This is a genomic window from Cryobacterium sp. Y62 (genome assembly GCF_002929785.1).
Taxonomy (GTDB): domain Bacteria; phylum Actinomycetota; class Actinomycetes; order Actinomycetales; family Microbacteriaceae; genus Cryobacterium.
Genome location: NZ_PJJK01000121.1, coordinates 20,073 through 39,560 on the forward strand (window position 1 = coordinate 20,073; position 19,488 = coordinate 39,560).

At 64.6% G+C, this 19,488-nt stretch carries 18 protein-coding genes; 2 read left to right on the top strand and 16 right to left on the bottom strand.

The annotated features are described in order from the left end of the window. Positions 1 to 114: 114 nt before the first annotated feature. From CXY71_RS19410 to infC, 6 genes are all read right to left on the bottom strand, one after another. Positions 115 to 987, bottom strand: a complete 873-nt coding sequence (locus tag CXY71_RS19410) for a glutamate ABC transporter substrate-binding protein (RefSeq protein WP_104139495.1) — start codon at positions 985 to 987, stop codon at positions 115 to 117. A gap of 51 nt (positions 988 to 1,038) precedes the next feature. Beyond that, the gene (locus CXY71_RS19415) at positions 1,039 to 1,827 is read right to left on the bottom strand and encodes an amino acid ABC transporter ATP-binding protein (RefSeq protein ID WP_104139498.1); all 789 of its coding nucleotides are present in this window, start codon (positions 1,825 to 1,827) and stop codon (positions 1,039 to 1,041) included. 263 nt (positions 1,828 to 2,090) lie between these two features. After that, the gene (locus tag CXY71_RS19420) at positions 2,091 to 2,891 is read right to left on the bottom strand and encodes an RNA methyltransferase (protein ID WP_104139501.1); all 801 of its coding nucleotides are present in this window, start codon (positions 2,889 to 2,891) and stop codon (positions 2,091 to 2,093) included. 125 nt (positions 2,892 to 3,016) lie between these two features. Next, positions 3,017 to 3,409, bottom strand: a complete 393-nt coding sequence (gene rplT / locus CXY71_RS19425; RefSeq protein ID WP_092449848.1) for a 50S ribosomal protein L20 — start codon at positions 3,407 to 3,409, stop codon at positions 3,017 to 3,019. A gap of 35 nt (positions 3,410 to 3,444) precedes the next feature. Continuing rightward, positions 3,445 to 3,639: a 50S ribosomal protein L35 gene (rpmI, locus tag CXY71_RS19430; protein ID WP_092341054.1), complete on the bottom strand. Its 195-nt coding sequence runs from the start codon at positions 3,637 to 3,639 to the stop codon at positions 3,445 to 3,447. Then, entirely contained in the window at positions 3,632 to 4,258 is a 627-nt protein-coding gene (gene infC / locus CXY71_RS19435; protein ID WP_104081252.1) for a translation initiation factor IF-3, read from the bottom strand. Before infC ends, rpmI begins: the two co-directional genes overlap by 8 nt. 289 nt (positions 4,259 to 4,547) lie before the next feature. Between infC and CXY71_RS19440 the strand changes: the two genes are divergently transcribed. Further along, entirely contained in the window at positions 4,548 to 4,913 is a 366-nt protein-coding gene (locus tag CXY71_RS19440) for a DUF1844 domain-containing protein (protein ID WP_104139504.1), read from the top strand. 68 nt (positions 4,914 to 4,981) lie between these two features. Here CXY71_RS19440 and CXY71_RS19445 read toward each other — a convergent pair whose 3' ends face one another. From CXY71_RS19445 to CXY71_RS19480, 8 genes are all read right to left on the bottom strand, one after another. Beyond that, positions 4,982 to 5,770: a DNA-formamidopyrimidine glycosylase family protein gene (locus tag CXY71_RS19445; protein WP_104139507.1), complete on the bottom strand. Its 789-nt coding sequence runs from the start codon at positions 5,768 to 5,770 to the stop codon at positions 4,982 to 4,984. Next, a complete protein-coding gene (locus tag CXY71_RS19450) occupies positions 5,763 to 10,388 on the bottom strand; it encodes an ATP-dependent helicase (protein ID WP_104139509.1) in 4,626 nt (1,541 codons plus the stop codon). Before CXY71_RS19450 ends, CXY71_RS19445 begins: the two co-directional genes overlap by 8 nt. A 48-nt stretch (positions 10,389 to 10,436) precedes the next feature. After that, a complete protein-coding gene (locus CXY71_RS19455; RefSeq protein ID WP_104139511.1) occupies positions 10,437 to 11,276 on the bottom strand; it encodes an SseB family protein in 840 nt (279 codons plus the stop codon). Continuing rightward, the gene (gene priA, locus CXY71_RS19460) at positions 11,276 to 12,022 is read right to left on the bottom strand and encodes a bifunctional 1-(5-phosphoribosyl)-5-((5-phosphoribosylamino)methylideneamino)imidazole-4-carboxamide isomerase/phosphoribosylanthranilate isomerase PriA (protein WP_104139514.1); all 747 of its coding nucleotides are present in this window, start codon (positions 12,020 to 12,022) and stop codon (positions 11,276 to 11,278) included. Before priA ends, CXY71_RS19455 begins: the two co-directional genes overlap by 1 nt. A 93-nt stretch (positions 12,023 to 12,115) precedes the next feature. Then, the gene (gene hisH / locus CXY71_RS19465) at positions 12,116 to 12,748 is read right to left on the bottom strand and encodes an imidazole glycerol phosphate synthase subunit HisH (protein ID WP_104139517.1); all 633 of its coding nucleotides are present in this window, start codon (positions 12,746 to 12,748) and stop codon (positions 12,116 to 12,118) included. Continuing rightward, entirely contained in the window at positions 12,745 to 13,368 is a 624-nt protein-coding gene (gene hisB / locus CXY71_RS19470) for an imidazoleglycerol-phosphate dehydratase HisB (protein WP_104139520.1), read from the bottom strand. Before hisB ends, hisH begins: the two co-directional genes overlap by 4 nt. Before the next feature lie 9 nt (positions 13,369 to 13,377). Further along, the gene (locus tag CXY71_RS19475; RefSeq protein WP_104139523.1) at positions 13,378 to 14,502 is read right to left on the bottom strand and encodes a histidinol-phosphate transaminase; all 1,125 of its coding nucleotides are present in this window, start codon (positions 14,500 to 14,502) and stop codon (positions 13,378 to 13,380) included. 31 nt (positions 14,503 to 14,533) lie between these two features. Next, positions 14,534 to 14,947, bottom strand: a complete 414-nt coding sequence (locus CXY71_RS19480; protein WP_104139526.1) for a LysM peptidoglycan-binding domain-containing protein — start codon at positions 14,945 to 14,947, stop codon at positions 14,534 to 14,536. A 290-nt stretch (positions 14,948 to 15,237) separates the two neighbouring features. On the opposite strand from CXY71_RS19480, the gene lexA reads away from it, so the two are divergent. Continuing rightward, entirely contained in the window at positions 15,238 to 15,942 is a 705-nt protein-coding gene (lexA, locus tag CXY71_RS19485; protein ID WP_104139529.1) for a transcriptional repressor LexA, read from the top strand. A 110-nt stretch (positions 15,943 to 16,052) separates the two neighbouring features. On the opposite strand, the gene metE is transcribed toward lexA, so the two are convergent. Together metE and CXY71_RS19495 are read right to left on the bottom strand one after the other, a co-directional pair. Then, positions 16,053 to 18,398: a 5-methyltetrahydropteroyltriglutamate--homocysteine S-methyltransferase gene (gene metE, locus CXY71_RS19490; RefSeq protein WP_104139532.1), complete on the bottom strand. Its 2,346-nt coding sequence runs from the start codon at positions 18,396 to 18,398 to the stop codon at positions 16,053 to 16,055. Positions 18,399 to 18,486: 88 nt separating this feature from the next. Beyond that, the gene (locus CXY71_RS19495; RefSeq protein WP_199184378.1) at positions 18,487 to 19,452 is read right to left on the bottom strand and encodes a methylenetetrahydrofolate reductase; all 966 of its coding nucleotides are present in this window, start codon (positions 19,450 to 19,452) and stop codon (positions 18,487 to 18,489) included. Positions 19,453 to 19,488: the final 36 nt, after the last annotated feature.

The window sequence follows — 19,488 nt, forward strand, 5'->3', positions numbered from 1 at the left end:
TTTGTCAATACGTGGAACATGCTGATTTCGTCACCGTGGCGACCCGCCCCTGGGCGGATCGCCACGGCTCAATGCTGGTTAGCGCGAGCTAGCTAGCGATTAGCAGGGGTCGACCTAGTAGCGGTCGACGGCTGGCGGGGTGGGGGTGTCGAGCACGGTGCCTGCGGTGGATTCCCAAGCCGAGACCCAGCTACCATCCTCATACGCTTTCTCGAGCACGTCGTTGATGAACGTACGGAATTCGGTGTCGTCATGCGCGAGGCCGATGCCGTAGGGCTCTTCGGTGAATGCGTTGTTGACGACCTCGAACTGACCGGCGTTCTGGTCAGCCAGACCAGCCAGGATCACGTTGTCGGTGGTCACTGCGGCGACTTCACCGCTGCGCAGCGGACCGAGGCAGTTGGAGTAAGTATCCGAGGCAATGATGTCCGTCGTGTACTCGGCGATGTTCTTCTCCGACGTGGAACCGCTCACGGTACACACCTTCTTGCCGGCAAGGTCCTCCGGACCGGTGATGTTGTCCGGGTTGCCCGCGAGTACGAGCAGGTCCTGCCCGGCGGAGTAGTACGGTCCAGCGAAGGACACGACCTCCTTGCGGGCGTCGTTGATCGTGTAGGTCGCGATCACGAGGTCGACCTGGCCGTTCTCAATGAACGGCTCGCGGTTGGCAGACACCGCCTCGCTCCAATTGATGCCCGATGCCGGAATGCCGAGCTTTGCTGCGATGAGCTTTCCCATCTCAACGTCAAAGCCGACTGGATCGCCATTGGGGCCGAGCAGGCCGAACAGCGGCTGGTCGAACTTGGTTCCAATCTTGATGGAACCGGCGTCGGCCAGGCGGGCCATGGTGCTTCCCTCGGGGAACGACACCGCCGTCTCCACGGGGGCGGCGTCGCCGGTGGGGGCACCCGAGTCCGCGCAGCCACTGAGCACGAGCGCACTTGCGATCGCAACGGCCGAAATCACTAGACCTTTTTTGAGTCTCATGGTTTTTCTCCTGATTGCTGGTACTGCTGCTGTGTAAACCCTGTCCACCGATTAGTGGGCAAGTATTTTGGAGAGGAAGTCTTTCGCTCTCGTGCTTTGGGGGTTGGTGAAGAATTCCTCGGGCGTGGTCTCCTCCACGATCTCGCCCTCCGCCATGAAGATGACGCGGTCTGCGGCCTTGCGGGCGAAGCCCATCTCGTGCGTCACGACGATCATGGTCATACCGTCGTTGGCGAGGTCGACCATGACCTCGAGCACCTCATTGATCATCTCCGGGTCGAGGGCACTGGTCGGCTCGTCGAGAAGGATGACCTTCGGATCCATTGCCAGGGCACGCGCAATGGCGACGCGCTGTTGCTGGCCACCGGATAACTGTGCGGGCATCTTCTGCGCCTGGTTGGCTACTCCGACACGGTCGAGCAGTGCCATCGCCTTCTTCTCGGCGTCTGCTTTCTTGAGGCCGCGCACCTTGATCGGACCGAGGGTCACATTTTCAAGCACGGTCTTGTGCGCAAACAGGTTGAAGGCCTGAAAGACCATGCCGACGTCCGCACGGAGGTGGGCCAGGGTTTTGCCCTCTTCCGGCAACTTGACGCCATCGATGGTGATGACGCCGTCATCGATGGTCTCGAGGCGGTTGATGGCCCGGCAGAGCGTCGATTTTCCCGACCCACTCGGTCCAATCACGACGACCACCTCGCCGCGGTTGACCACGGCGTTGATGTTCTTGAGAACGTGCAGTTCTCCGTAGTGCTTGTTGATGTCCTTGACGACGACTAGCGGTTCGCCCCGACGAACGGTGATATTCGAGGTGGCCGGGGACGAATCTATTGGCTCCATACCCCCCAACTTAGAACAGATCATCAGATGAGGGGTGCCAAATTCCCGGACAGTAACGCATTTGTAACAGTCCAGGCCTCCGTTGTCTGTGCTATGTAGTCGGTCAGCCGGCGGTCTCCGACCGGGCACCAGCCGGCCCGTTCAGCGGCTCGGCCGCCGCAGAAAAAGGGTCGGCTCGGCCAGGCCCGAGCACACTCGCCCCTGGCATGCCGGATGCCCGGACGGAGCTGTCCGGGCATCGGGTTTTTGTGCGGAAGGGCAGGTCAGGCGCGCTGGGCGAATGCACTTTCGTACAGGCAAACTGATGCCGCGGTCGCCAGGTTCATCGACTCGGCTTCGCCGTAGATCGGCACGCTAATGCTGCGGTCGACCCGGGCGAGGTCTTCGTCGCTCAGGCCGCGAGCTTCGTTGCCGAACAACCACACCGTCGGAGCAACGAGCAGCCCTTCATTGCGGGCGGAAAGCAGGTTGGAACCCTTGATGTCGGCTGCGAACAGCTGCAGACCGGCGGAACGGGCGCGGTCGAGCACGTCGGAGAGATCGGCCGCTACGGCGACGGGGAGGTGGAAAATGGAGCCGGTCGAGGAACGGATGACCTTGGGATTGTATAGGTCAACGCTGCGACCGGTGAGGATGACGGCGTCCGCGCCGGCGGCATCCGCTGCCCGGATGATGGTGCCGGCGTTGCCGGGGTCGCGCACCTCTTCGAGAATGGCGACGAGCTTGGGTTCGGCGTTGAAGATCTTCTTCACCGAGGTGGGGAACTGGTGGCAGACAGCCACGAAGCCCTGCGGGGTGACCGTATCGGCCATGGCCTCGAGTACCTCTTCGGAGACGAACTCCACCTCGACCTGGGCGTCTACAGCTTTCTGGGCCAGGTCGGTGTAGCGGTCGAGCGCGGTGGGCGTGGCGAACAGCTCCACGACGAGCTCTGGGCGAAAGGTGAGGGCTTCTGAGACGGCCTGTGGGCCTTCGAGGAGAAAAAGGCCGGACTCGAGGCGTGCGTCGCGCTTGGAAAGTTTTGCGACGGCACGGACGCGCGGTGAACGTGGGTTATCAAGCATGTGGCAAGTTTACTTGCAGAAAAGGAGCGGGCGACCAGGTCGCCCGCTCCTCGCTGTGGAACTCTGACCGATACACCACGTTCACGCCCAGGAGGCAGCCGGTGGTGGTCAATCGAGGTAGAGCATTACGCCTTGACGGCGACCTTCGGTGCCGACGTGTCGGCGGGAAGGGCTGCCTTGGCGCTCTCAACGAGGGCGGCAAACGTCGCTGCCTCGTTGACGGCCAGGTCGGCGAGGATACGACGGTCAACCTCGATACCAGCCAGGCCGAGGCCCTGGATCAGACGGTTGTAGGTCAGGCCATTCGCGCGCGATGCAGCGTTGATCCGCTGAATCCACAGGCGACGGAAGTCACCCTTGCGTGCACGACGGTCACGGTAGCTATAGGTGAAGGAGTGAGTGAGCTGCTCCTTCGCCTTGGTAACCAGGCGTGAACGCTGACCGCGGTAGCCCTTGGCGCGTTCGAGAATAACGCGGCGACTCTTGTGGGCGTTGACGGCCCTCTTTACTCTTGCCATTTTTTACAAATCCTTATTCGTTACGGGGCCTGGTGTTACAGACCGAGAAGCTTCTTGATGACCTTCTGGTCTGACTTGGCCAGCACCTGGTCCTGGTTCAAACGGGACTTGCGCTGCGTGCTCTTGACTTCGAGGTTGTGTCGAAGTCCGGCCTGCTGCTTCATGATCTTTCCGCTGCCGGTGACCTTGAAACGCTTCTTGGTTCCGGAGTGGGTCTTCATCTTAGGCATTCGGTTCCTCCTGTTTCGCTGCCTTGTCGGCAACCTTGTCTGCCTTATCGGCGACCTTGTCTGCTTTCTCGGCAGCTTTGTGGGCGTTGATCTCAGCCTTGGCTTCTGACTTGTTCTTCAACGGGCCAATCACCATGACCATGTTTCGACCGTCGATCATCGGAGTAGATTCCACGGAACCGTACTCGGCGACGTCCTCGGCAAATTTTTGGAGCAGTCGTACGCCCTGATCAGGCCGGGACTGTTCACGGCCACGAAAAAGAATCATGGCCTTGACCTTGTCACCGGACTTCAGGAAGCCTTCGGCGCGTTTGCGCTTGGTCTCGTAGTCATGCGTATCAATCTTGAGACGAAAACGAACCTCTTTCAGGATCGTGTTCGCCTGGTTGCGCCTGGCCTCCTTGGCCTTCTGCGCAGCCTCGTACTTGAACTTGCCGTAGTCCATGATCTTGGCCACGGGCGGCTTGGCTTCGGGTGCGACTTCGACGAGGTCGAGGTCGGCATCCTGTGCCAGGCGCAGGGCAACATCAATCGCCACGACCCCGACCTGCTCGCCGTTGGGACCAACGAGACGAACTTCGGGGACGCGTATACGGTCATTTGTACGGGGATCGCTGATGCGTCTCTCCTCTTGGTTAACTTCGTGATCACAACCAGACAGCGGATGCCGACTGGGGACGAAAAGAGGAAAATCACGCGATTTCCACACCAACTTTTTCGTTGACGTGTTCCACACGGCACCCTGTCTACCTTCACGCTGCTACCTTCCCGAGGGAGGCCATAACGTGACGGCGGAGTGCAATCTACCCGGTAACCTTGATGAAGCGGTATGCGCGGGTGGGAGATTCTCCACTTTCGTTCCGAGACTATTGTCTCGGAACCAATAACGATCGTAGCAGAGGAATGCAGTGAGCCAAAGTTTTGAGCAGGATACGGGTTTTGAGCAGGACGCAGCACAGGCAACACGCGATATCGCCGATGTGGCCGCAGTGGAGATCATCACGACGGCCGCGGTGCATCTGATGAGCGCGGCCGCCGTCAAGTGCGGGCTGGCCGAGGATCCCGACGCCCAAATCGACCTCGACGAGGCGCGCAAGCTCATCACGGCCCTCGCCGGACTGGTCACTGCCGCCGCCCCGGACATCTCCAGTATTCATGCAGGAAGCCTGCGCGACGGGCTGCGCTCACTGCAGCTGGCGTTCCGCGAGGCATCCGCCATTCCCGACGCGATCGGCGAAGGCCCCGGCGAGAAGCTCACCGGCCCGGTCAACTGACCTCCTTGCCTTACGAACGGATGTCGCCGGTCACCCCGACTGATGGCATCCGTTCTGCGCAGCTTGAGTCAGCTCTGGCAGCGTGGGCACCAGAATGTGTTGCGCTGCTCGACATCGCTGCGGCCGAGGGTGCTGCGTTGAATGTGGGTGCCGCAGCGTCGGCACGCCTGACCGCCTCGCCCGTAGACCCAGGTCTGGGCTCCGCGTCGTAGGTTGCCGGTGGTCGTGCGTTCGTCGCGGTCTTTGTTGGCCAGAAGCAAGCGCCGGGCCAATGCGATGAGCCCGGGGACGTCGGTGACCTCGGCCATGGGCCGGGCGGGCAATAGTCCGCGCAAAAAGCAGAGTTCGTTGACATAGACGTTGCCGAGCCCGGCCAGATTGCGCTGGTCGGCGAGGGCCAGAATGACCGGTTGTTCGGGCCTTGCAGCGAGGCGAGTGGCAGCTTCGGCGCTATCGCCCGCATTCCATTCGGTGTCGAGCAGGTCGGGTCCGAGATAGCCGACCACCTCCGACTCGGCCCGGGTGGGAATCAACTCCAGCACACCGAGCTCAAACCCGACCGCGACCCAGTCCGGGGTCTGCAGCACAATGCGCGCCTGGAACGCCGGCCGCTGCCACCGCGTGCCGGGTCGATACAGGTGCCAGGCGCCCTCCATCTTGAGATGCGAATGGATGCTCGTCTCGCCGACCCGGTGCAGCAGATGTTTGCCCCGACTGACGACCTCGTGCACGGTCTGGCCCGTGAGATCGACGGTCGCGAATGCCGGCACGCGGATGTCGCAGCCGGAGAGAATGCTGCCGCGCAGCGCCTGGTCGAGGTTTCGGGCCGTGCGATAGACGGTATCGCCCTCAGGCACGAAGCCTCAGCCCTTTCAGAGTCTCGGTGAATCCGGCGGCGCGCAGAGCCGCACCCACCTCGGTGCCGATGACGAACACACCATTGGCCGTCTCGACCGCGATTTTCTGGATGCGACCCGTCGTGACCAGAGCGGCCAGGCTCGCAGTGGCGGCCACGAGCGTGGTCTCATCCCTCTCAAAGGCAACTACGGTTTTGCCGCCGCGCTCGACGTAGAGAACGAGGGCGCCATCGACGAGCACAACGAGTGCGCCCGCCTTCCGGCCCGGGCGATGGGTGGTATCGCCGGGTAATGCCGGCCACGGCAGGGCGGCGCCGTAGGCGTTCGCCGGGTCGGTCGCGGCCAAGGTCACCACAGCCGGATGCCCGGCCGACGAGTCGGCTACCCCGGCGGCCAAGGTGCGCAGCCGGTCGATGGTGCCGCCGGTGGCGAACTGGGCAGCGCCGAGCCCCTCGATGAAGTAGCCGCGTCGGCAGCGCGCCATCTCCTCGAATCCGGTGAGCGTGCGGTAGACGAGGGAGAATCCACCGATAACACTCTCGGCTATGACCGCGCCACGCGTCACCACTCCGTAGCGTTCGAGCAGGGTCTCTCCCAGGGCATGCGCGCGACGGGTCGGTGAGTCATCGGCCACGGGCAGAATCGACCAGCGACCCGACACCGTCGGTGGTCCACCGCGGCTCGGGAGGCTCGGCCGGGGCATCGACCGTCCACGGTGCAGGCGCGCCCGGGGCACGGCCCGGCTCTGTCGATGGGCGGTGTGACCACCGGACAGGAGCGACCGTACGGGGGCGAAGGTGTCGTTGTTGATCAGCCCGGCCCAAACCAGGTCCCACAGCGCTTGCACCATTTCCGGGTCATCCTGGCTGCCGACGGCATCGGCGAGTTGCCGAAAGAAATAGGCACCCCCGCTGCCCAGGGTCGCCAGAATCTCCTGCTGCAGCGGCGTCGTTTCGACATCGATGGGCACCGGCAGGGTGAGTTGGGCGGTTTCGGTGAGGTGCAGACTCACCCAGCCGTCATTGCCGGCGAGCGTTCCCGCACCAGCCCAGAGCACCTCCCCCGCGTTGGTAAGTTCGTCGAGCATTCCGGGTTGGTAGTCACTGACCCGGGCGGGCAGAATGAGCGTTTCCCACGCGGATGCCGGAATACGTGCCCCCTCCAGCTGCTCAACAACGGATGCCACCCCATCGATTCCGCGCAGCTTTCCGCCCACGTGCTGCCAGGCCGGCAAAAACCGGCCGATCGCCCGTTGGTCGACCGGTTCAACCTCGTGCCGGAGCGCCGCGAGGGAACGACGACGGAGCCGCCGCAGTACCTCAGCGTCGCACCATTCCAGGCCGCTGCCGTTCGGTCGGAACTCGCCGGCCACGATTCGTCGGGCGTCGGCGAGTCGGCCCAGGGCGATCTGTACAACGGCCGTGCCGAGGCCAAACCGGTCGGCGACGGCATCCGTCGTAAAGGGGCCGTGGGAACGTGCATAGCGGCTCACCAGATCACCGAGCGGATCAGGCACGGATTCGGTAAAGGCGGCGGGAACGCCGATCGGCAGGGGAACGCCGAGGGCATCGCGCAACCGGCTGGCATCTTCGATCGCCGCCCAGCGATCCTCACCACCGACGTTGACCCGGATGGCGCGGCGGGCATCGACGAGGGCGAGCAGGGCCTCCTCCACGCCAATCGCATCGTGCGCGGGCGGCGATTCGGGCGCGGGCATAAGCATCCGCTCGCCGACCTCGCTGGTCCTGAGTGGCCCCAGGGTGCGCAGCAGATCCGCGACACCCTCAACGCCCTTGGCCCGATAGTCGGGGGTGAGCCGCTGCAGTTCCCGGTCGGTCTGGTCGATGACTGCCGGGTCGAGAAGCTCCCGCAGTTCGACCCGGCCCAGAAGTTCGGCCAGCAGGCTCGAGTCGATAGCGAGGGCGGTCGCCCGCCGCTCGGCCAGCGGGGTGTCGCCCTCATACATGAAGGCTGCGACATAGCCGAACAGCAGAGTACTCGCGAACGGGCTGGCGGTGTCGGTCGTGACTTCGATCAGGCGCAGCTCGCGTGAGGCGATCTTCCGGGCCAGCACCCCGAGGGCAGGCAGGTCGTAAACGTCTTGCAGGCATTCCCGCAGGGTTTCGAGAATGATCGGAAAAGTGGGGAAGGTGCGGGCCACGTCGAGCAGTTGGGCGGCCTTCTGGCGTTGCTGCCAGAGCGGCGAGCGGGCGCCGGGCTTGTAGCGGGGCAGAAGCAGGGCCCGGGCGGCGCATTCGCGAAACCGGGAGGCGAACAGAGCAGAGCCGCCGACCTCGTCGGTGACCAGCTGTTCGAGTTCGTCGGGGTCGAACACGAACAATTCGCTGCCGGGCGGCTCGGTTTCAGTGTCGGGAATGCGCACGACGATGCCGTCGTCACTCGCCACGCAGGAGCCATCGATTCCATAGCGTTCGCGCACTCGAGCACCGACTGCGAGCGCCCACGGTGCGTGCACCGGGGTGCCGTACGGGGAATGCAACACGACCCGCCAGTCCCCCAGTTCGTCCCGAAAGCGTTCGACCACGAGCGTGCGGTCGGTCGGCAGCTGCCCGGTCGCAGCGCGTTGCTCGCCGAGAAAAGCCAGTAGGTTGCTGATTGCCCGTTCGTCGAGGCCACCCACGGCGCAGCGGTCCCTGGCTTGGTCGTCCGGGAGGCTGCCGACCTCGCGCACGAACGCGCCGATAGCCTGGCCGAGTTCGGCCGGTCGGCCCAGCCCGTCGCCCTTCCAGAATGGCAGCCTCCCGGGCTGCCCGAAGGCTGGCACGACGAGCACCCGGTCGTGCGTGATCTCCTGAATGCGCCAGCTCGTAGTGCCGAGCGCGAAAACATCGTTCACGCGCGACTCGTAGACCATTTCCTCGTCGAGCTCGCCGACCCGTTTGCCGGTGACCTGCTCTCCGCCGACCATGAAGACACCAAATAGACCACGGTCGGGAATGGTGCCACCGCTGGTGACGGCCAGCCGTTGCGCGCCGGGGCGGCCGGTGAGGGTGCCGGCGTCGCGATCCCAGACGATGCGCGGGCGCAATTCCGCGAACTGATCTGATGGATACCGGCCAGCCAGCAGGTCGAGGGTGGCCTCATAGGCGGAGCGGGGCAGGGTTGCAAAGGGTGCGCTGCGCCGCACGGTGTCGAACCAAGTCTCGACGTCGATCGGTTCGAGCGCGCAGGCCGCGACCGTCTGTTGTGCCAGGATATCGAGCGGATTCGACGGCACCCGCAGCGATTCGATGGCTCCGGCGACCATGCGCTCGGCGGCGACCGCGGCGTGAATCAAATCGGCCCGATGCTTGGGGTAGATAACTCCGCGCGAAATCTCACCCACCTGATGCCCGGCCCGGCCGAGCCGTTGCAGCCCGCTCGACACCGACGGCGGTGACTCCACCTGCACAACCAGGTCGACGGCGCCCATATCGATGCCGAGTTCGAGGCTCGACGTGGCGACGACACAGCGCAGCCGCCCCGATTTCAGGTCGTCTTCGATGAGCGCGCGCTGCTCTTTGCTGACCGAACCATGATGCGCGCGCGCGAGCAGCGGTTCGGCCCCCGCACTCTCGCCACTCGCGCCCATGAGCTCGGCCGGCGGCCTGGCGGCCTGAAGTGTGCCCACCATACCGGCGTCACCCTGCGACACCCTCACGAGAGCGGACGCCTCCTCCCCGGCCAGGCGCTCAGCATAAATTTCGTTGATCCGGGCGGTGAGGCGTTCGGTGAGCCGGCGGGAATTGGCGAACACAATGCTCGAGGAATGCGCGAGCACCTCGTCGACGATGGCCTCCTCGACGTGCGGCCAGATCGACCCGGTCTGCGGGGCCGCGGCCGACGTGACCCCCTCGCGTTGCGGTACCGGCCCGAGGTCGCTCATGTCGTCGACCGGAACCACTACCCGCAGGTCGAACCGCTTCAACGCGGGCGGCGCCACGATCTGCACGGGAGCTGCACCGCCGAGAAATCGTGCCACCTCACTCTGCGGCCGCACGGTGGCCGAGAGCCCAATACGTTGAGCCGGATGGCTCAGCAGGGCGTCGAGTCGTTCAAGGGACACGGCCAGGTGGGCGCCGCGTTTGCTCGCCGCGACCGCGTGCACCTCATCGAGGATGACGGTCTGCACGCCGCGCAGCGATTCGCGGGCGGCCGAGGTCAGCATGAGAAATAGCGACTCCGGGGTGGTAATAAGAATGTCCGGCGGCGAGCTGACCAATTTGCGCCGGTCGGCGGCCGGGGTGTCTCCCGAGCGCACGCCAATCGTGACCTGCGGCGGTACCAGACCGAGCCGCTGGGCCGAACGAGTGATTCCCACGAGCGGAGCGGTGAGGTTGCGTTCCACGTCAACGCCGAGTGCCTTGAGCGGCGAAATATACAGCACTCGGGTGCCGGGCACTGCCGACTCGCTGGCCAGCTGGTCAATGGCCAGCTGGTCAATGGCCCATAAGAACGCGGCGAGGGTCTTGCCCGACCCGGTCGGAGCCACCACGAGGGCGTGCGAACCAAGCGAAATGGCGTCCCAGGCTCCCAGCTGCGCGGCTGTCGGCGCCGCGAAGGCCTCGGTGAACCAGGCCCGAGCTGCCGGGGAGAATCGTTCAAGAACGTCGCTCATACCGTTATTGTCGCTCACACCACCGACATTCGGATTTCACTTGGAACCCTACGCGGAAGCGACGAGCTTGACTCGTAATGAATCCACGCCGGTCGTGATGATCTCGCTCTCCGACCACCGGGTGCCGAGGCGGCTCAGAATCGCGTCAAGGTCCGACTGGGTGAGGCCGTCGATCAATTCCAGTTGGACCACGAGTTCGGGACCCTTGAGCTGCGCCAGCGGGTCACCCGCCATGAGCTGAACCGAGAGCACCGAGAGTTCCGTGGCGATTGATGCAGTGAAGGCGTCGGCGATGAAGCGGCTCGCGTAGCTCGGGGTCCACGGCAGCGACTGAGCGATCGCCCAGAGCGCCGGCCGCCGAACGACAAATTCGCCGGGCGATGTCGGGTCGAGCACGACCAGATCGGTGTTTTCCTGCGCGGCGGCCAGGGCGACACGCACGGCATCCGCTGGAACGGGCCGGGCGAGAGGGTTCCACGCCGTCATGGCCGCGGTCGACGAGAAGGCGGGGAGCACTGTGCGGCCGTCCGGGCCGGCGACTGTGATAATCGATAGTTCCTGGGTCTTGTCGATTGTTTGCCCGCGCGCGTTCAGTGCAGCATCGCCGAGCCTGGTCACCAGCGGAATCAGCAGCCTCGAAGAGCGAATGGCGTCAATGACGGTTTCTTCGCCGGCTTCTCGGGCCTGGAAACGGGCGACGGCAGCAGCAAGAGCGGCGGGCGCGACCCCATCATCACCGGCATCGGGATTGGCCTCGAATTCACGGCCGGCCCATGGCTGGCCGGCCGAGTCGGCCGTGTTGGCTGGCTCATTCGCGTCATCTGAACGCCCCGAGCCCGGCCCACCCGAGGGGTCTCCCGTTGAGCCGAGGTTTCGCGCCCGAACCATTAGTCCCCCGCGACGTCCAGGGCTTCGGCCAGGGTGAACGCGCCGGCGTAGAGCGCCTTGCCCACGATGGCACCCTCGAGCCCCAGTGGTACGAGTTTGCGCAACGCTTCAATGTCATCGAGGCTCGAGATGCCGCCGGAGGCAATGACCGGCTTGCGCGTACGGTCGAGTACCTGACGTAGCAGGTCAATGTTCGGGCCTTGCAGGGTGCCGTCCTTGGTGACGTCGGTCACCACATAGCGGGCGCACCCGGCAGTTTCGAGCCGTTCGAGAACCTGCCAGAGGTCCCCGCCGTCTTTGGTCCAGCCACGCGCGGCCAGCGTGGTTCCACGTACATCAAGGCCAACGGCGACTGCCTCACCGTATTGTGCGATGACGCTCGCCGCCCACTCCGGGTTTTCCAGCGCTGCGGTACCGAGGTTGATGCGCTTGACGCCCGTGGTCAGTGCCGCTTCAAGCGATTCGTCATCGCGGATACCGCCGGAAAGCTCGATGTTCACGCCCTTGACCTGACGAATGACCTTCTTGATCACACCGGTGTTGGTGCCCCGGCCGAAGGCCGCGTCGAGGTCGACGAGGTGAATCCACTCGGCGCCTTGCCGTGCCCAGTCGGCCGCGGCGTCGACGGGGTCACCGTAGTTCGTTTCGGTGCCGGCCTCGCCCTGGGTCAGGCGCACAGCCTTGCCGCCGGCCACATCGACGGCGGGCAGGAGGACGAGCCTCGGTGTCTTGTTGAACTCACTCATTGATGTCCTTGATTGGTGCGGTCGCGCTGTGCGACCAATTGCAGGGGCCGTGGCTGTGGTGTGGATTGAACTGTGAAGTCTAGGCGCGCAGGGCTATCTGTGCAGCGTGCCGATCCAGTTCTTCAGCAAACGGATGCCTGCCTCCCCCGATTTTTCCGGGTGAAACTGGGTCGCGCTGAGTGGTCCGTTCTCGATCGCCGCCAGGAACGGAGCCCCGTGATCAGCCCAGGTCAGCCGGGGCTCTGGAAACGGCGGCATGACCTCGAGCGTCCAGGATTGCGCCGCGTAGGAGTGCACGAAGTAGAACCGCTCATCTTCGATGCCTCGGAACAATTCGGAGTTGGGTGCGCTCGTGACGGTGTTCCAACCCATGTGCGGCAGGATCTTCGCGGGAAGTTCGGTGACCGTTCCCGGCCATTCGCCGAGGCCCTCGGTGTCCACGCCGCGTTCCACTCCGTGCTCGAACATGACCTGCATTCCCACGCAGATTCCGAGCACCGGGCGACCGCCGGCCAGACGACGGTCGACGATGTCGTCACCGCGCACGGATTTGAGCGCTGCCATCACGGCGCTGAACGCTCCAACCCCCGGCACGACGAGACCGTCGGCCTCTAGTGCAGTCATGCGGTCGCTCGTGAGAATGACTTCGGCGCCGGCCAACTCGAGCGCCTTGACGGCGGAGTGCACGTTTCCGGTTCCATAGTCGAAGACGACGACGTTCGTCATAGGGCTCCCTTGGTAGACGGGATGCCGTGCACCAGCGGGTCGAGGGCTTTGGCGAGTCGAAAGGCGCGGGCGAACGCTTTGAATTCGGCCTCGGCAATGTGGTGCGGATCGCGTCCGCCAAGCAAGGTGACGTGCACCGTCAGGCCGGCGTGAAAGGTAATCGCTTCGAAGACGTGACGCACCATAGAGCCGGTGAAGTGCCCACCGATGAGGTGGAATTCGAAGCCGGCCGGCTCGCCGGTGTGCACGAGATAGGGACGGCCGGAAATATCGACGACGGCCTGGGCGAGCGCCTCGTCGAGGGGCACGAGGGCGTCTCCGTAGCGGGAGATGCCCGACTTGTCGCCAAGCGCCTGACGAATCGCCTGGCCAAGTACGATTCCAACGTCTTCGACGGTGTGGTGCACGTCGATTTCGATGTCGCCGGAGGCGCGCACCGTGAGGTCGGTCAGGGAGTGTTTGGCGAACGCCGTCAGCAGGTGGTCGTAGAACGGCACCGAGGTGCGGATGTCGCTCACGCCCGTGCCATCGAGATTCAGCGACAGATCGATGCTGGATTCACTCGTCTCCCGTTGCAGGTGTGCGACGCGGGGCACGGGAGTGTCAGCAGGTGAGCTCATGGGTCTAGTTTATTCGGCTTGGGCGGGCACGGTTTGACCGGGGCGGTCACTGCGACCAAGTCGGGCAATGGCGTCGAGGAACAGGGTCGTCTCCTGCTCGGTGCCGGCCGTCACGCGCAGGTGGTTAGCGATGCCCACATCGCGAATGAGGATTCCCTCACCCAGCAGCGCTTCGAAGGTCTCGCGCGGTTCGGTTACTCCCCCAAACAGTACGAAGTTGCTCCAGCTACGGTGCGGGGCATAGCCCAGACATGCGAGCTCGACGACGAGACGGTCACGCTGCCCGCGGATGTCATCGACCATCGCGAGCATCTCGGCGCTGTGAGCGAGGGCCGCGTTCGCCGCCGCCTGGGTCAGCGCGGACAGGTGGTACGGCAGACGAACCAGGCGCAGGGCATCCGCCACGGCCGGATCGGCGGCCAGGTAGCCCACTCGGGCACCAGCGAAGGCGAACGCTTTGCTCATCGTGCGGGAGACGAGCAGGCGTTCCCGACCGGGCAGCAGGGTGAGCGCGCTCGGCGTGCCGACGGGTGCGAATTCGGCGTACGCCTCGTCAACTACGACGATGCCGTCGGTCGCATCGTAGGCGGCCGCGATGGTCTCGAGGGATAGCGGCGTGCCCGTGGGATTGTTCGGCGAGCAGAGAAAGACGATATCGGGGTCGGTACGCACGATCTCACTCACGGCGGTAGCCGGTGACAGCTCGTAGTCCGCGTCGCGCGTTCCCGCAATCCACGTGGTGTCCGTTCCCGACGCGAGGATCGAGTACATCGAGTAGGTCGGGGCAAAGCCCAATAGGCTGCGTCCCGGTCCACCGAAGGCCTGCAGCACCTGTTGCAGCACCTCGTTGGAGCCGTTGGCCGCCCAGATATTGTCGGCTGTCAGTCCTTCGCCAAGATATCGGGCGAGCGCCTCGCGCAGAGCGGTGAACTCTCGATCGGGATACCGATTCACTGAACGGATGGCCTCGGCCAAGCCGGCGAGGATGTCGCGGGCCACAGCTTCGGGAACGGCGTGCGTGTTCTCGTTCACGTTCAGGGCTACCGGAACATGCAGTTGCGGGGCACCGTATGGCGAACGGCCTTGCAGGTTGGTGCGGAGGGGAAGATCTTCGAGACTGGTCACCCTCTCCATGCTAAGGCCACGTGCTGCTGCCCATCGCTACCTAGGAGTTAGCGGGGAGTTCCAGGCGCTGACCCGGCTGCAGCGTTTCTACGGACAATGCGTTGAGGCGCTTGATGTCGGCGACGACGTCGCGCGGGTCGGCGGCGGGAAAGTTCTCTTCGGCAAGGTTCCAGAGAGTTTGGCCGGGTGCGACCGTGATGAATCGGGCTGAACCAACGTCGGTCGGCGAATAGGCCAGCGTGGCCAGGATGCCTGAGTCGGTTGTGTACGACACGAGATCGATGCCGCTAGCAGATCCAGAGGCTTCGGCCCCTCCCCCACTGACGGCGAATGCGAGGGCGCCCAGGACAACTGGCAATGCAGCGAGCGTGGTGAAAACGACTCGCCCACGCCGGGTGAGGCGAAGACGTATGACGGGCGGGAGAGAAACTGCGGGAGCAAATGCTGTGGTCATGTCAAACCTCCAAGGTTGGCGGGCTGCGAGTCTCGTATTCGGCCCTCGGCCGGGAGGACCGAATACGAAACTATGTTCCGAATATAACTTCGAACAATCGAACATGCAAGCTTTTCCTCGTCTCTGCCCGGAAAATCGCGCAACACACTCGAATAAGTGTTTGTTTCAGGGCCGAGAACTGGATAAACTTTCGATAGGTCAATTGCTTGATTGCTACTCAACCAGATACCACCGACATTCCCGCGAGACGTCCTTCAATCCGCGCGGGACCGACTCAAGGAGCGCTCCTCGTGACACAAAACACCAGCGGTACCCGCGACAAGGCCGGCACTCGGCGCCGCAAGAGTTTGAGCCCGCGCCAGCTCGCCATCCTCGACGTGATTCAGCGTTCCGTCAGCTCACGCGGCTACCCGCCGAGCATGCGTGAGATCGGTGACGCCGTCGGCCTCGCCTCGCTGTCGAGCGTGACTCACCAGCTCAACCAGCTTGAGCTAAGCGGCTATCTGCGCCGCGACCCGAATCGTCCCCGCGCTCTCGAAGTGCTCATCGAGATTCAACGCCCGCCCGAAGACATCGGAACCGGCGACCAGGACAGTTTTCACCCGGGCGTGCAGGTCGGCGACGCTGCGATGGTTCCCCTCGTCGGTCGTATCGCTGCCGGCATTCCGATCACGGCAGATCAGCAGATCGACGAGATCTTCCCGCTGCCCCGTCAGCTCGTCGGCCAGGGCGAACTGTTCATGCTCAAGGTCGTCGGTGAATCGATGATCGATGCGGCGATCTGCGACGGCGACTGGGTTGTCGTTCGCCAGCAGAAAACCGCGGAGAACGGCGAGATCGTGGCGGCCATGCTCGACAACGAAGCCACCGTAAAGGTGCTGCGCAAGCGCGACGGCCACACCTGGCTGCTGCCGCGCAACAGCAACTTCGAACCCATCGTTGGCGACTACGCCGATATCCTCGGCAAAGTCGTCGCCGTTTTGCGCTCGGTCTAGCGAGCCAGATCCAAGCAAAGAAGAGAACGACCAAAGCACGGCGTGAGGCCCGATCACTAAACGGTGATCGGGCCTGAAGACTGCCTGCCGGCGCCAGGTACGCGGGTGAGCTACCGGGTGACGCTAGCTCTCACATCGGCAGCGCGGCGATCGCGCACCACCCGGGTCGCAGCCAGCATGTTGTGCAGGGACCGCACCGTCTCCTCGTAGCCACGCGTCTTGAGGCCGCAGTCCGGGTTCACCCACACCTGGCGTTCGGGGATGGACTCCAAGGCGGTGTCCAGCAGGGTCGTCAGCTCGTCGACGCTAGGCACTCGCGGCGAGTGGATGTCATAGATGCCGGCCCCGATACCGTGGTTGAACCCGCCGGCCTCAATCTGCCGTACCACCTCCATGCGTGAGCGGGCCGCTTCGATGCTCGTGACGTCGGCGTCGAGGTTGCGGATAGCCTCGATGACGACGCCGAACTCCGAGTAGCAGAGGTGCGTGTGAATTTGAGTCGCTTTCGCGACCCCGGCCGTGGCCAGCCGAAAGGAGCCGACCGACCAGTCCAGGTAGTCGGCGTGGTCCTTCTTCTTCAGCGGCAGCAGCTCCCGCAAGGCCGGCTCGTCAACCTGAACAATCTTGATACCCGCAGCTTCCAGGTCGCCGATTTCATCGCGCAGTGCAAGGGCGACCTGGCGAGCGGTCTCGCCAAGCGGCTGGTCGTCACGCACGAACGACCAGGCCAGAATCGTCACCGGTCCGGTGAGCATGCCCTTAACCGGCTTGGCTGTCAGGCTCTGCGTGTACACCGACCAGTCCACCGTGATCGGGGCCGGGCGCGAGACGTCGCCCCACAGAATGGATGGTCTGGTGCAGCGGCTGCCGTAGGACTGCACCCAGCCGTTCTCGGTCACGGCGAACCCGTCGAGGTTCTCAGCAAAGTACTGCACCATGTCGTTGCGCTCGGGTTCCCCGTGTACGAGCACGTCGAGTCCGATCTCTTCCTGCAGGGCGACGACGCGGCCGATCTCGGCGCGCATCAGGTCGCGGTAGTCATCGGCTGGCAGGGTTCCTTTGAGAAACTGGGCGCGGGCCCGGCGAATGTCGGCGGTCTGCGGAAATGATCCGATCGTGGTCGTGGGCAGCGGCGGTAGCTGCAGCGCAGCATTCTGAGCGGTCAGGCGATCGGCGTAGTCGCCACGGGTGAAATCGGCGTCGGTGAGTGCGGCTGCACGCGCTCGCACCGAACCGTCGCGTACCCCCGGAGCGGCGAGGCGCGCGGTCAGCGCGGCAGCGGCATCCGCGAGCGGAGTGGCAATGGCCGCCCGCCCCGCAGCGAGACCGAACGCGAGGGTGGCAACCTGGCCCACCTTCTGGTCGGCGAAGGCCAGCCAGCTGGTCAGGTCGAGCGGCAACGAGATCTCATCGAGCACGTCGTGCGGCACGTGCAGCAGCGAGGTCGAGGTGGATACGGTGACGGAGTCGGACAGCGCGCGCACGCTCTCGGCGCGCTCGAAAGCGCTGGCGAGGTCGCCGCGCCAGATGTTGTGCCCGTCGATCGCCCCGGCAACGAGGGTCTTGGCGGCCAGCCCGGGCACCGCCTGCGGCAGAGTGCCCCGCACCAGGTCGAGGCCGATCGCCTCGACGGTAGTGTCGGCAAGAACCGGCAGGGCATCATCGAGGCTTCCGTAGGGCGCCGCGACAAACAGGGCGGGGCGGCCACTGAGTCGACCGAGCACTCCATAAGCGGCTGCGATCGCCGCCAGCGTGTCCCCGCGTGGTACGTCGATCGATTCGCTGACCAGTCCCGGCTCGTCGAGCTGCACCCAGTCGGCGCCGGCATCCGCTAGCCGCGATAGCAGCGCTGCGTAGACAGGAAGGAGGTCGTCGAGCCGGGACAGCGGGGAGAACCCGGCCGGCGCCTCATCGCTGGCCTTGCTGAGCAGTAGAAAGGTGACCGGACCGACGAGCACCGGACGGGTGAGGAAGCCGGCCGCCCTGGCCTCGAGAAACTCGCGCACGATGCGGTCACCGACCAACGAGAACACGGTCTCCGGGCCAATCTCGGGCACGAGGTAGTGGTAGTTCGAGTCGAACCACTTGGTCATCTCAAGCGGCAGGTTCTCGCCCTCGCCGCGGGCCAGGGTGAAGTACCCGGCCAGGTCGAGGGTTCCATCAGCACCGACGAGCGAGGCGAACCGGGTGGGAATCGCTCCAACGGCGACAATGGTGTCCAGCACCTGGTCGTAGTACGAGAACGACTCGGGGATCGACGAGTCGGTGCGGCCGAGCCCGAGGCCAACGAGCCGTTCGCGGGTGGCCGAGCGCAGCTCGGCGGCCACACTCTCTAAAGCGACCGCGTCGATCGCCCCAGACCAGAATGCTTCGACGGCCTTCTTGAGCTCGCGCCGCCGACCGATGCGCGGGTAGCCGAGGATGGTACCGGTGGGAAATGCGGGTGAATTGGGCATGGATATTCCTTCATTGGAGCATTGGTCGCTGGAATGGTTAAAAAGATCGAACGTGACGGGGGCCTGCACGCTGAAGCGGGCGTGAGGCCTAGAGCATGGCTGCCGGCACTGGAAGTGCCCCACACCCCTCGAGAACCTGCAGCACGGTCTCGTGTTGGTTGAAGGCGTAGAGGTGGAGTCCGGGGGCGCCGCCCGCAAGCACATCCTGCCCGAGGCGCACGGCGTAGTCGATGCCGATCTGGCGCTGCCCTTCCTCGGTCGGTTCGACCTCGAGCTCGATGCAGAGTTCCGCAGGCAACTTCTCGCCGGAGAGCTGCAGAATTCGGCGTAACCGGTTCGGGCTGGTCACCGGCATGATGCCGGGAAGAATGGGAAAGAGCACCCCGGCCGATCGAGCCCGCTGGATGAAGCTCAGGTAGTCGTCGGCGTGGAAGAAGAGTTGGGTGATGGCGAGGTTGGCACCGGCCGCTTGTTTGGCCAGCAGGGTGTCGATGTCCTGGCTGACCGACCGGGAGTTGGGGTGTCCGTTCGGAAAGGCCGCGACTCCGATGCGCACCTTGCTGCGTTCCGTTTTCACCCCGCGGGCGCCGGGCAGGCCCGGAATCACCGTCTCGATGTACGGCACCCGTTCGGTCTGCACGCGGTGAATAAGCTGCACGAGCTCCCCCGCGCTGTGCAGATCGCCGAGAAAAGTGTTGTCGTCTTCGACCGCGCCCTGCGGTGCGTCGCCGCGAATGGCCAGAAAGCTGCGTATGCCGGCGTCGAGGAACTCCCGAATGAGGCGGCTCGCGTCTGCGTGCGAGGAGCCGACGCAGGTGAGATGCGCCATCGCATCCGCTTCGGTGTGGTCCTTGATGTAGCGCAGCACGTCCAGAGAAGAGTTGCGCGAGGAGCCGTTGGCACCGTAGGTGACCGAGATGAACTCGGGGCCGGCTGCGGCCAGGTGGTCGATGGTGTGCGTGAGAGCGGATGCTGCGGCCGCCGATTTGGGCGGGTACACCTCGAACGAGAACGCCGGGCGGGCGTTGCACGCGGAAATTCCTGTCGTGGTCATGGTTCCTCATTCGGCAGAAGCAGTACAGCGGGTGAT